9 protein-coding genes and 1 pseudogene are annotated in these 13,296 nt (G+C 31.5%); 9 read left to right on the plus strand and 1 reads right to left on the minus strand.

What is annotated here, in order from left to right; translation table 11 throughout:
- Nucleotides 1-104 precede the first annotated feature (104 nt).
- The 6 genes and pseudogenes from PW5551_RS01270 to PW5551_RS01295 all read left to right on the plus strand — a co-directional run bounded on the left by PW5551_RS01270 (nt 105) and on the right by PW5551_RS01295 (nt 9,052).
- Nucleotides 105-1,601 (plus strand): alpha-N-arabinofuranosidase, encoded by a 1,497-nt coding sequence (locus PW5551_RS01270; RefSeq protein WP_199562135.1) that lies wholly within the window; start codon nt 105-107, stop codon nt 1,599-1,601.
- A gap of 373 nt (nt 1,602-1,974) precedes the next feature.
- A pseudogene (locus tag PW5551_RS10775) lies at nt 1,975-3,423 on the plus strand (M24 family metallopeptidase).
- An 88-nt stretch (nt 3,424-3,511) separates the two neighbouring features.
- Nucleotides 3,512-5,881 (plus strand): trans-4-hydroxy-L-proline dehydratase, encoded by a 2,370-nt coding sequence (gene hypD, locus PW5551_RS01280; RefSeq protein WP_370445887.1) that lies wholly within the window; start codon nt 3,512-3,514, stop codon nt 5,879-5,881.
- On the plus strand, nt 5,868-6,791 hold the full coding sequence (locus tag PW5551_RS01285) for a glycyl-radical enzyme activating protein (RefSeq protein ID WP_113073772.1): 924 nt from the start codon (nt 5,868-5,870) through the stop codon (nt 6,789-6,791). The genes hypD and PW5551_RS01285 overlap by 14 nt, the downstream gene beginning before the upstream one ends.
- Nucleotides 6,792-6,808: 17 nt before the next feature.
- Nucleotides 6,809-7,870 carry a substrate-binding domain-containing protein gene (locus tag PW5551_RS01290; RefSeq protein ID WP_113073775.1) on the plus strand — a complete coding sequence of 354 codons (1,062 nt, stop codon included), beginning with the start codon at nt 6,809-6,811 and terminating at the stop codon, nt 7,868-7,870.
- A 12-nt stretch (nt 7,871-7,882) separates the two neighbouring features.
- Nucleotides 7,883-9,052, plus strand: coding sequence for a sn-glycerol-1-phosphate dehydrogenase (locus PW5551_RS01295; protein ID WP_113073778.1), 1,170 nt, complete (start codon nt 7,883-7,885; stop codon nt 9,050-9,052).
- A 376-nt stretch (nt 9,053-9,428) separates the two neighbouring features.
- On the opposite strand, the gene PW5551_RS01300 is transcribed toward PW5551_RS01295, so the two are convergent.
- Nucleotides 9,429-10,034: a GNAT family N-acetyltransferase gene (locus PW5551_RS01300; protein ID WP_233488390.1), complete on the minus strand. Its 606-nt coding sequence runs from the start codon at nt 10,032-10,034 to the stop codon at nt 9,429-9,431.
- Nucleotides 10,035-10,265: 231 nt separating this feature from the next.
- Here PW5551_RS01300 and PW5551_RS01305 point away from each other — a divergent pair, with 231 nt between their 5' ends.
- From PW5551_RS01305 to PW5551_RS01315, 3 genes are read left to right on the plus strand one after another with little or no spacing between them, the layout of a single operon-like run.
- Nucleotides 10,266-11,177: an RluA family pseudouridine synthase gene (locus PW5551_RS01305; protein ID WP_113073784.1), complete on the plus strand. Its 912-nt coding sequence runs from the start codon at nt 10,266-10,268 to the stop codon at nt 11,175-11,177.
- Between the two features lie 12 nt (nt 11,178-11,189).
- The gene (locus tag PW5551_RS01310; RefSeq protein ID WP_113073786.1) at nt 11,190-12,575 is read left to right on the plus strand and encodes a DUF5693 family protein; all 1,386 of its coding nucleotides are present in this window, start codon (nt 11,190-11,192) and stop codon (nt 12,573-12,575) included.
- A 3-nt stretch (nt 12,576-12,578) separates the two neighbouring features.
- The gene (locus PW5551_RS01315) at nt 12,579-13,019 is read left to right on the plus strand and encodes a hypothetical protein (protein WP_113073788.1); all 441 of its coding nucleotides are present in this window, start codon (nt 12,579-12,581) and stop codon (nt 13,017-13,019) included.
- The last annotated feature ends 277 nt before the right edge of the window (nt 13,020-13,296 follow it).

Here is a 13,296-nt window from a genome sequence, read left to right on the forward strand (position 1 = left end):
GGGATAAACGAAGAAGCAAAAGAGTTGAGTGAATTATCTTCTGAACTAGAGTCGTTAGTCAAGAGATTTAAAATATAATAACAAAAAATTAGGTGGTTGAATTAATGCGTTCGATTATGTATATAAACAAAAAATTTGTTATTGATAAAGTGGACGATAGGTTATTTGGTTCTTTCATAGAGCATCTTGGTAGGGCAGTATATACTGGAATATACGAACCAGGGCACCCTAAAGCTGATGAAAATGGATTTAGAAAAGATGTCATTGATTTAATTAAAGAACTCAATGTATCTATAGTGAGATATCCTGGAGGTAACTTTGTTTCAGGTTACAATTGGGAAGATGGGGTAGGCCCAAAAGAAGATAGACCAAAAAAGCTTGAATTAGCTTGGCAATCTCTTGAACCAAATGAATTTGGCACCAATGAATTCATTGAATGGTGTAAAAAGGTAAATACTGAACCTATGATGAGTTTAAATCTCGGAACAAGAGGTATAGATGAAGCACGTAATTTTGTTGAATATTGTAATCACCCTGGTGGAGGATATTATGCAGAATTAAGAAAGAAACATGGTTATGAAGAACCCCATGACATAAAAGTATGGTGTTTAGGTAATGAAATGGATGGGCCATGGCAGATTGGTCACAAAACAACTAAAGAATATGCAAGATTAGCAGAAGAAACTGCAAAAGTAATGAAGTTAGTAGACCCAAACGTTAGTTTAGTTGCCTGTGGAAGTTCAGGATGGCATATACCTACTTTTGGAGAATGGGAAGCAACAGTTCTTGAACATACGTACGATTATGTTGATTATATATCTCTTCATGCTTATTATGATAATTATGAGAATAACATAGAAAACTTCTTAGCAAAATCATTAGATATGGATTCATATATTAAATCTGCGATCGCTACTTGTGATTATATAAAGGGACGTAAAAAAACCAACAAAACAATAAATATATCTTTTGACGAATGGAATGTTTGGTTTCATTCAAGAGAAGCTGATAAGAAAGTAGAGCCCTGGCAAATTGCTCCCCCACTTTTAGAAGATGTATATACCTTTGAAGATTCTTTGCTTGTTGGTTTGATGTTAATTACCTTATTAAAACATGCAGATAGGGTAAAAATAGCTTGTTTAGCTCAATTGGTAAATGTAATAGCTCCAATCATGACAAGGAAAGGTGGAGGAGCGTGGAGACAAACTATATTTTATCCGTTTATGCATGCCTCAAACTTTGGTCGAGGAACAGTCTTACAACCAGTAATTTTAACTGATAAATATGACACGAAAGATTTTAAAGAAGTTCCATTCGTAGATTCTATTCCTGTTTTTAATGAAGGAAAGAATGAATTAACTATTTTTGCTGTAAACAGAGCACAAGAAAAAATGGAATTTGAATGTGAATTAAAGGGATTTGAAGATTATTCGGTAATAGAACACATAGTATTAGAAAATGATGATCTTAAAGCTGTTAATACTGAAGAAAATCCCGATAATGTTAAACCTCATAATAATGGAAATGCCAAAAATGATGATGGAAAAGTTAAAGCAGATCTGTCTCCACTTTCTTGGAACGTTATAAGGTTAGCAAAATAATAAATATTCTTAATTAAATCAAAGGGGCTTTGGCCCCTTTCAATATTATTTTTAGGTACTTTAGAAATGATAACTTCCTAAAAATATGTGCTTGAATTTAAAATGGTTAAACTACCCCGTCTGCGACATAAAACAGAGTCGCATTCACCCCTTTGTAGAAGTGGAATGGTAGGGCCCTCAATATATATAATTATATATAATAAAGATTTTTGGATTTTTAAAGTAAGTATATTGTTTTTATGTGGGAGAATTAAAATAAAAAGATACTTTGAATATTTAAAAGACATGGTTGTTTGGTTAAGAAGATAAAAAATTTCGATTAATAATTTGATATAATTGTAATAATTCAACAAGGATCAAAGGAGAATATTCTATGGAAGTTAAAGAAAGGATTAATAGACTGAGAGAGTTAATGCAAAAAATGGGGATTACAGCTTATGTGGTCTCCACATCTGATCCACATCAGTCGGAATATATCGCTGATTATTATAAAACAAGAGTATGGATATCAGGGTTTACAGGTTCCGCAGGAACGGTGGTGATTACTCAAAAGGAAGCTATTCTTTGGACAGACGGCAGATATTTTATTCAAGCAGAAAAAGAACTTGAAAGTAGTGGCATAAAACTGTACAAAATTGGTATTCCTGGGTTCCCAACGTATTCCAAAAAATCCAGTAATTATTTCTTACGCTTTAATTTCTGAAGATAATGCATTTTTATTTGTAAATAAAAATAAAATAAATGAAAAAGTGACAAGTCATTTGAAAGAAAATGGTGTTGAAATTAAAGAATACGATGAGATAGTAGAAGAAATAGAAAATATTCCATCAGGAAGCAAAGTATTTTTAGATCCTTCAAAGATAAATAGATGGCTTTATAAAAAGATACCTGAACGTTGCGAAATAATAAAAGGTACTAATATAACCACTTATTTAAAATCTATAAAAAATGAAGTGGAAATAAAAAATCAAAAAAATGCTTATATCAAAGATGGAGTAGCTTTGGTGAAATTCATATATTGGCTTGAGAAAAATGTTGGTAAAATTAGAATCACTGAGAGGTATCTGCTTCAAAAAAATTAGAAGATTTTAGGCTTCTGCAAGAAGGATTTATTGAACCAAGTTTCGATACAATTGCTGCTTACAAAGAAAATGCAGCTATGATGCATTACAAGCCCGAAGAGGGAAAATCTAATTATGAATTAAAAAATGAAAAAATGTTTTTAGTGGATTCTGGAGGCCAATATCTTGATGGAACGACAGATATAACAAGAACTATCATCTTAGGGCCCATAACAGGCGAAGAAAAACGGGATTTTACACTTACTTTGAAAGCGCATATAAATTTAATAAATTCTAAATTTCTATATGGTTCAAAGGGAACAAATCTTGATGCTTTGGCAAGGTATCCTTTGTGGCAGGAAGGTTTAGATTACAAATGTGGAACTGGCCATGGTGTTGGTTTTCTGTTAAATGTTCATGAAGGTCCACAAAGTATTTCTAATAAATATAACGAAGTTGTATTAGAAAAAGGTATGATATTGACTATAGAACCTGGAGTATACAAAGAAGGCAAACATGGGATTAGGATTGAAAATGTAACGGTAGTAGAAGAAGATATAACTACTGATTCTGGAAAATTCATGAGATTTCAACCTTTATCTTTTTGTCCAATAGATTTAAAAGGTATAGATGTAGCCTTGTTGACCATAAAAGAGAAGAAATGGTTAAATGAATATCATAAGCAAGTATTCGATAAGTTATCTCCTTATTTAGAGGTTGAAGAAAAAGAATGGTTAAAAGAAAATACAAAAAGTATATAATTTTTCTTTTCGTTTGAAGGTGGGATAGAAATTGTCACAAACAAAAGTCGAAGAAGAACTCTCTAAAAGACGTTCTTCTATAAAACCAATGAATCATCGTATTGCGAGATTGCGTGAAGAAAGTGTTGGTAGCAAAGTAAAAATCTCAAGTGAACGAGCGAGATTAATTACCGAATTCTATAAAAGTGGTTCCGCAGATGGAAAATCAGAGCCTGTGAAAAAAGCAATGGCTTTTAAATATCTGATGGAAAGGGTAAGTCTTCCTGTTGAGAAAGGTCAGTTAATAGTAGGACTTCGTGGGACAGGACCTCAACAAGTACCTACCTATCCGGAAATATGTACCCACGATTTAGAAGATCTTGAAATCTTAGATAAAAGAGAAAATATGCCATACAAGGTGGATGAAGAAACGAAAAAAATGTATGAAAAAGATATTATTCCTTTTTGGAAGGGCAAAACGACAAGAGAGATAATCTTTGAAAATCTGTCAAAAGAATGGGTAGAAGCATATAATGCAGGCATCTGGACGGAGTTCATGGAACAAAGAGCACCAGGGCACACTGCCGGTGGTGAAAGGATATTCAAAACTGGTATATTAGATATTAAAGAAAAGATAAAAAACAAAATAAAAGAGTTGTCTCCTACGGATTCGTTATATTACGATAAATTAGAAGAATTAAAAGCGATGGATATTGCTGCAGATGCTATTTTGATATATGCCAAAAGATATTCAAAAAAGTTGAAAGATTTAGCAAAAGATGAAAAGGATATTGAGAGAAAAATTGAGTTAGAAAAGATGTCTAAAATATGTGAATGGGTACCTGCACATGCTCCAACCAGTTATTGGGAAGCATTACAACATTATTGGTTTATACATGTAGGTGTGGTATATGAAACCAATCCATGGGATTCCTTCAATCCTGGGAGATTAGATCAACATTTATATCCTTTTTATGAGAAAGAAATTGCTGAGGGATCACTGAGTCGTGAACAAGCTAAAGAACTATTAGAAGCATTTTGGTTAAAATTCAATAATCAACCTGCCGTTCCGAAAGTTAGAGTTACTGCCGAAGAAAGTTTTACCTACAATGATTTCACAAAGATAAATGTTGGGGGATTAAAAAAAGATGGTTCTAATGAAGTAAATGAAGTTTCTTATTTGATATTAGAAGTATTAAGTGAAATGAGAACTTTGCAACCCAATACAGCTGTACAAGTGAGCGTTAAAAATCCTGAGCGTTTTATTATTAAAGCGTTGGAAATAGTGGGGCCAGGATTTGGAGAGCCTCCTTTTTTCAATTTCGATGGGGTTTTACTTAAAATGCTAAGGCAAGGGAAATCTTTAGAAGATGCCAGAACAGCCGGAGTAAGTGGTTGTGTTGAAAGTGGTTCTTTTGGGAAAGAATCTTATATTTTGACTGGATATTTCAACTTACCTAAAATCTTAGAAATTACGTTGAACAATGGTGTTGATCCAAAATCAGGAAAAAAGATTGGATTAAGTACAGGCGATCCTTGCACATTTAAAAATTATGAAGAGTTATGGAACGCATATATGAATCAAATTAAATATTTTATGGACATTAAAATGAAAGGAAACGATATTATAGAATCTATATTTGCCAAACACTTTCCAGTTCCTTTCTTATCTTTGTGGATAGATGATTGTGTTGAAAAAGCCAAAGATTATAACAGTGGTGGTGCAAGGTATAATACTCAGTATATTCAGGTAGTAGGGCTTGGAACCATTGCTTATAGTTTGACGTCTCTTAAGTATCACATATTTGATCAAAAAAATATTAGAATGGATGAGCTTCTTAAAGCTTTAAATTCAAATTTTGAAGGAGAGTTTGAATATTTAAGACAAGTAATTTTGAACAAAACTCCCAAATATGGTGAAGACAACGATTACGCAGATTTCATAGCAAAATCCTTGGTTGAAAAAATAGTTGGTGTGATTGAAAATTATCCACTTTCTCCCATAAGAAAAGCTTCAAAAAGGGCTTATTTTTTACCAACTACTGTACATGTTTATTTTGGGAAGGTAACAGGGGCAACTCCTGATGGAAGAAAAGCAGGGCAACCAGTTTCTGAAGGTGTTTCTCCAGTACAGGGTAGTGATAAAAAAGGTATTGCCGCAGTTTTTAGGTCTGTATCAAAATGCGACTGGGACAAGACTGGTGGGGCATTACTCAATCAGAGACTTAGTCCAGATTTGCTTAGAGGAAATGAAAATCTCAAAAAACTTGCACAGTTAATAAAAACATTTTTTTTAATGGGTGGTCATCATGTGCAATTTAATGTTGTAAGTACAGAATTATTAAAGGAAGCTCAAAAAAGGCCAAAAGATTTTCAAGATCTGATGGTTAGAGTAGCAGGATACAGTGATTATTTTGTAAATCTTCCAAAAGGACTACAAGAAGAAATTATAGCAAGGACAGAATATGAAGAGATTTAATATCAGTGAAAAACATGGATTAATATTTGATACAAAAAGGTATGCTATACATGATGGGCCAGGGATAAGAACGACTATCTTTTTTAAAGGGTGTCCGTTGAATTGTTGGTGGTGTCATAATCCGGAGGGAATTGAATACCATGAAGAATTAATGTATTTTGAATACCAATGTATGCATTGTGGCACTTGTTATGAAGTGTGTCTAGAAAATGCGATAGAATTTGATGAAAGTCCAAAAATAAAAAGGAAGTTATGCACGCTTTGTGGAGATTGTTCTTCTTCTTGCCCAACTACAGCTTTAAGAATGGTTGGAGAAACAAGAACTGTAGATGAAGTAATATCAGAAATAGAAAAAGACATATTATTTTTTGACAATTCTGAAGGTGGAGTTACCTTTTCTGGGGGAGAACCATTATATCAGAATACCTTCTTATTAAAACTTCTAAAAGAATGTAAAAAAAAAGGTATTCATACAACTTTAGATACCTCAGGGTTTGCATCAAAAAAAGTTTTTGCATCTGTTATAGAACATGTTGATCTTTTTTTATACGATCTAAAACTTATTGATGAAAATGAACATATCAGATACACAGGGGTTTCTAACAGGGTAATATTAGATAATTTAAGATATTTAGCTAACAAAAGAAAAGCCGAAGATATAATAATCAGATTCCCGGTTATTCCAAATATTACCGATACAAACAGAAACGTAGAAGGTATTTTAGATTTTATTTCTTCACTGAAAGGAATCAAAGAAATCGATTTAATGCCTTTTCACGATGTAAGTGAGAAGTATTACAGATTAGATAAAAAGTATAAAATGGATAACCAAGAATCTCCAACTAAAAAGAGATTACTCGAAATTAAAGAAAAATTCGAAAAAAAGGGTTATATTGTGAAAATGAATTAATCATGGAGGCATAGAAATTGAAGAAGACAAAGCAATCTATTATAAAAGAGTATATATTAGATCAAATGGAAAATGGCGATCTGAAAAAAGGGGACCGGATACCTTCTGAAAATAAGTTGGCTGAGTACTTCTCAGTAAGTAGACAAACAGTTCGAAAAGCCTTATACGATCTAGAGAGAGAAGGTTATTTGCTAACAAGAAGAGGAAGTGGAACATACGTTAAATCTGTAAAAAAAGACAAAGAAAATATCGGCATATTGACTCAATCGTTGACGGACTACATATTCCCTTTTATAGTCATGGGCGCAGAAGAAGTCTTAAAAAACACAAAGTATAAATCTTTTATTGGAAATGCAAAAAATGATCCTCATGTAGAAAAAGAAACACTTGAAAGATGGCTTGATCTTGGTTTAAAGGGAATGATTGTGGATCCTGTTGTAAGTGCAACCAAACAAGCGAATAAAAATCTTTTGGAAGAAATTAGCGAACAAATACCTACAGTAATAATAAACAGTGATCTAGCCATTCCTCATGCTGGAACATTAGTTTTAAACGATTACGAATGTGGCTCCTTGGCAGCAAGTAAATTTATTGAACTTGGACATAAAAAGGTTGCTGTTATCTACAAAGCAGTTCATAAGGCAGCTGAAGAAAGAGCTAATGGATTTATTGACAAAGTTAAAGAGTTCAAAAAGATAATGTTATACGAACTACCATTTCATGGGCAAGAAACTTCTGATGAGGTTTTTAACCTTATTTTATCGCTTTTGAACTTTCCTAAAGATAACGCGCCTACAGCTATCTTTTGTTCAAACGATTTGGTTGCGATGCAAGTAATTATGGCAGCAAAAAAACTAAGGCTTGAAATACCTAAGGACATTTCTTTAATTGGTTTTGATGATGCTGATTTTGCACAGGCTCTTGAAATTTCAACATTTAGGCACCCAAAGCAACAATTTGGGGAAAAGGCTGCACAGATGTTGTTAAAAATGATAGAAGATAATAACAACGGTAAAGCTGAAAAAGTAGTTGAAAAATCCGAATTTATCGAAAGAAATAGTTTATTAAAAAGAAATTAAGGAGAAAAACATATGACAGATCTTTTAAATTTAGAAATAGAAAAAATGGCAGGATTAAATTTTTCTTGCGATTGTGGTAAAAATCATAAAGTGGATATAGAAAATATTATTGTAGAAAAAGAAGCGTTGAAAAACAAAAGTAGAATTTTTGATAGTCTTAATAAGAAAAACTTGTTTTTTGTAGCTGATAATAATACTTATAAAGCCTGTGGGGAGGAATTATTAAATATTTTAAAAGACGAGAAATATAACGTAACCGAATACATATTTCAAGGTAAAGAACCATTAATACCAAACGAAAAAAGTATCGGTAGATTATTGATAGAAATTCCTAAAAACACATCTTTAATAATAGCGGTAGGTTCTGGAACGATTAACGATATTTGTAGGTATTTAAGTTATAAAACAAACGTTCCTTATATAATTTTTGCTACCGCTCCATCTATGGATGGATACGCTTCTACGGTGTCTCCCTTAATAGTTGAAAACTTCAAAAAAACTTTTGAAGCCACTTATCCAAAAGCTATCATAGCAGATACCCAAATATTAAGAAAAGCTCCTTTAGAGATGATCCATGCAGGATTTGGAGATATTTTAGGGAAGTACACTTCATTAACAGATTGGGAACTTTCAAAGTATATTAATAAGGAATATTATTGTGAAAAAACTGTAAAACTCGTTGAAAAAGCTAGAGATTTATGTGTGAAAAATGCCCAAAAAATTAGTCAAAGAAGTGAAGAAGTAATTAAACAATTAACTGAAGCGTTAATAATTTCTGGTATAGCAATTGGTTTTGTAGGGTATTCAAGACCCGCTTCTGGTGCAGAACATCACATCGCACATTTTTGGGAAATAGATGCCATCTCAAAAAACAAACCTCATCCTTTACACGGAAACGCTGTGGGTGTGGGAACGGTGGTTGTATCCATGATTTATAGGCTAATGAAAGACAAAATTCCAAAAAAAATCTCTCCCCCAGATCCTGAATATCTCATTTCACTACATGAGAAGGTTGGTTCTATATACGATCCAAAAGAATTAGGGATCTCAAAAGAACTCTTCAAAGAAAGTATAATACATGCTAGAGAAATAAGAAACAGATATACAATTCTTCAACTGGCTTATGAACACAATCAATTGGAAAAAATTGCTCAAATACTAACAGAAAAATTTTATGCCTGATTCCTCGTTTCAACAAACTACCATTAATTTGCTTTTAGCAAATTGAAAATCCAATTCAAAAGCAACTACCCCGTCTGTGACAAAAAGCGTCACAGCCACCCCTTCAAAAAGGGGAATTTAAACCCACATGCTTCTCAAAAGGCTGATTAATACCAATTTTTCTTCCTTGAAGGGGAATAAAACCTAAATCCTTTGCAAGAGATAAATTAATACTTATTTAGTAATTTTTATACTTTTATTTCAGAATTTCTTTTAATTTGTCTATGGTTTTGGTTTTGAAAGTAAAATTCCCCTTCCTTGAAGGGGTGGATGCAGCGTTTTATGCTGCAGACGGGGTAGTCACTCTTTAATTTTCTTTTAGCAAATTGGACTTAAGTCAATTTGAACCAAACCCGATTAATTGCTTTTTCATCCTATAAAAACTCAAAATACAATTCCTTGTTTTTATATTTGATTCTGTTATCTTTCTAAACCCCAAGTTGTTATAGAAATTAATAGCTTTTATGTTTTCCTTTTCAACATCTAAAATAATGTTTTTGCTTCCAGATTTTCTAGCTATATCTTCAGCTTTAAAAATTAATTGTTTGCCAGTGCCCAACCCTCTAAATGAGTCATAAACCGCTATGTTACTGATATAAAAATCTTCTTTGCTTATCCTTCCAATAGCTTTATTTAGTTTGATCAATGGTATTATTCTTTTGAAGAAAACAATTCCTAGATTTTTTAGCATAAGATGTCCAGTCCTTAGATTTTCTCTATTTTTTGTTTTCCAGCTATAACATAAGATCATTCCAAGAATCTTTCCTTCTTTCTTGGCAAAATAAATATGCTGATAACTAAAAAGATTGTTTTTAGTTATAAATAAATTATTTAGCATTTTTTTTATATTTTCACCAAAAACTACTGGGAAAAAAGGAGCAGAGATTAGAAAAAGCTTGATAAAATCCTTATTGTCATTAATATTTCCCTTTGTTATATCCATCATTCAAATCATCCCTTATCAATATTTTAACTCAATTTTATATTTTAATAAAGTTCATTTTCAATTAAATATCAAATGTGAATTAAATTAATTTCTTTCAAAAAAGGGAATTAAACCTTGTCCTTTTTCTTGGAAGAAAGATTTTACTTTATAATTGAGTATATAAAAAAGTGTTATAATTGATATTAAAGAAAGTGGATAAACTTCTATCTTTGGGAGGATAAAATTTAATTGGAAAAAGAAAGTTTTGTAAATGACACGAATTATTATTCAAGATTGGATACGTTCATTAGAAAAAATTATCCAGAAATTAAATTAGGAGCAATATATAGCCTCATAAGAAGAGGATTTGTTAGTGTGAATGGAAAAAGAATTAAAAAAAATAATTACCATATTGAGATTGGCGATAGGGTAAAAATTATTTTAGATGAGAATAAACTAGATGAAATTGAAAGGCCTATCAAACCATCTTTAAAAGCAAGACCCCTAGATTTTGATATTATTTATGAAGATAGATATTTATTAGTAATAAACAAACCAGCCAAGGTTTCTGCTCACCCAGGAGCTAATGAAGAGATGGCTACTATAATTGAAGGGGCAATGCATTATGCACAAAATGATTTTGAACCACATTTAGTTCATCGATTAGATAAATTAACTTCTGGAGTTATGGTTATAGCAAAGAACAAACAAACTGCAAGAGAATTAACGGATTTGATAAAAAGTAGGGAATCGAAGAAATATTACCTTACATTGGTGGTAGGAAATTTAAATAAAAAAGAGGGAAAATTAATTTCAACAGTAAATTCAAAAGAGGCGATTTTACTTTATAAAACTGTCAGAAAATTTCAAACTTCAGATGGAGAATTCTCATTATTAGAAATAGATCTTTGTACGGGAAGAAAGCACCAAATTAGAGTACAATTTCAGGAATTGGGATTTCCCGTAGCAGGAGATGATAGTTATGGCGATAGGAAACATAATAGATTTTTAAGAAAGAATTATGGATTAAAAAGAATCTTCTTGCACGCAAGTAAATTGTCTTTTGATTTTCATGGTCAGCATTATGATTTTTTTGCTCCTTTAAGTAAAGATCTTCAGGAAGTTATTGATAGACTGGGTAAAGATAAAATTACTAATTAAAAGGGGAAGATCATGAAAGAAATTAGAAAACCCTTATTATTAATAACATTACTTTGTGTATTGATTTTCTTTTTTTATGCTTTTTATGTGGATTATCAAAATTCAAAAAATTATGCTATTTTACCAATTGAAAATCAATTACAAACTATCAATCAAGATGGTTATTCTTATTATACTTATCAAAATTATGCTATTCTCAAGGATTTTGAGTCACAAGGATTTGAAATAGACAAACTTTTTCTTAAAGATTTGGTGAATAAATACGATTATATTCTAGTCACTGAATTTTCAGATTTTGATAAATACTTTACAGATATAAAAGATAAATTGGATGTAGAAGTTTTAAGCAGGATGAGGTACTTGCATTATATAAAATCTGGGGAAATTGATAAGTTTGATAATCAGATGATAGTCCAACGATTTCATCGTGCTTTGAATGAGAGAAAAATAAGATATTTCCTTTTTCCAGATCATCCTAGAACCCCAGAATTAATTTCTTTAATACAAAAAGATTTAGGAACTCCTGTTACAATTGATTCTATTAAATACAACTCTCCTGTTAGTTTTATTCCTTGGCTTGGTTTTATCTTGATATCGTTAAATTTGTTTGCCTATATACCTCTTTTTTCTGTTTTTTATATTTTAGCTTTTCTTTTTCTATACAACTGGTCTTTTACAATCGCTGCAACTTTGTTTTCAATAATTATCTTTTTTAGAATATCAAAAAACAATCTTTTGAAAATACTCGGATATTCTTTATTATTTGGGATTCTTGTATTTATGAGTGGATATAACGATTTGTTTATTTTTAAGTTAAACAACGTTAGAGGCGTAAAAATATTGCTTGTTGTTCTCCCGTTGTTAGTTTTACTAAAAGCTTTTAGAGATTTTACAGGTTTCACATTTTCTAAAACCGGGTTTAAAAACGCTTATCAAAAGATTTTGAGCTTTAAATTTCACAAAAAGGATATCGTTTTATTATTTTTATTGATTTTTGCGGGAGTTATATATATTATAAGGAGTTCAAATTGGGCATTTGTTAGTAATTTAGAAAGGAGGATCAGAGATTCTTTAGAAAGAGCTTTAATAGCAAGGCCTCGAACAAAAGAACTTATTTCCTACTTTTTTTATTACACTGCTCCCCTTGATAGGAGGGATTTTATTTGGGACCTTTTTAAAGCTATCTTACCCGTATCAATATTAGATACTTTTTTGCATATACACACTCCATTGAATTTAAGTGTTTTGAGAACGATTAATGGATTTCTGGTTTCTTTGTTGCTTTTACTTATTATCATACTTTTTGAAAATTATTTTAGTAAATTTAAAACGAAACATAAAAACTATGAAAAAAAGCAAATGGATGAAGAAGAATCTAACAAAATAAAGGAGGTATAAGGAATGGATAACTTTAAAGTTTTTTTAAGAAAGGTGTCTATTATAGCAAGTATTGTTGTAGCTGGTATCTCTGTTTATCTTTTTTTCTTAGAAAGTACTAATCAAAGATTGTTTGAGTACTTCGAGTTCTCGGATTTTATAACTTTTCTTTTTACTGGACTTTTTGTAGTTTTGGTTGGTTTTTTGATATACTTTTACTTTAGATTCCTTTTTAATAAAAAGTATGGTATGTCTCTTTCGTTTATTATTCTTACCGCAATAACAGCTTTATCCATAGGTTTATATTCTTCAATGATGTTAAGTGTGGTTTATGTTGTTAATCTTGCAGGATTATCCTTGGTAATATATTTTACTAGAGAAAAACCTGATCAAAAGAAATCTGTTAAACCTATAACCATTAAAAATGAAGGAAGTAAGGACTCGCAAAAAGAAAGTAAAAATTAAGAAAGAATTAAAAGCGTCTGAAATAGTGAACTGCCCCATGTCAAGTAGACACAAAAATTAATAAAAAACTATATACAACTGGATGCTTGGTTTCTGAACTCAACAAGAGCCAAGCATCAAAGTTTTTTCTGGAGGTTTAATTCCCCTTCCTCGAAGGGGTGGATGCAGCGTTTTATGCTGTAGACGGGGTAGTCACTTCTATTCCCCTTCCTCGAAGGGGTGGATGCAGCTGTTTTATGCTGCAGACGGGNGTNGCTNNCTTCTATTCCCCTTCCTC

This window comes from Petrotoga sp. 9PW.55.5.1, from assembly GCF_003265365.1.
Lineage (GTDB): Bacteria > Thermotogota > Thermotogae > Petrotogales > Petrotogaceae > Petrotoga.

Coding starts and splice junctions, on each gene's coding strand:
- PW5551_RS01270 (WP_199562135.1), top strand. CDS start 105: ATGCGTTCGATTATGTATATAAACAAAAAATTTGTTATTGATAAAGTG.
- hypD (WP_370445887.1), top strand. CDS start 3,512: ATGAATCATCGTATTGCGAGATTGCGTGAAGAAAGTGTTGGTAGCAAA.
- PW5551_RS01285 (WP_113073772.1), top strand. CDS start 5,868: ATGAAGAGATTTAATATCAGTGAAAAACATGGATTAATATTTGATACA.
- PW5551_RS01295 (WP_113073778.1), top strand. CDS start 7,883: ATGACAGATCTTTTAAATTTAGAAATAGAAAAAATGGCAGGATTAAAT.
- PW5551_RS01300 (WP_233488390.1), bottom strand. CDS start 10,034: ATGGATATAACAAAGGGAAATATTAATGACAATAAGGATTTTATCAAG.
- PW5551_RS01310 (WP_113073786.1), top strand. CDS start 11,190: ATGAAAGAAATTAGAAAACCCTTATTATTAATAACATTACTTTGTGTA.
- PW5551_RS01315 (WP_113073788.1), top strand. CDS start 12,579: ATGGATAACTTTAAAGTTTTTTTAAGAAAGGTGTCTATTATAGCAAGT.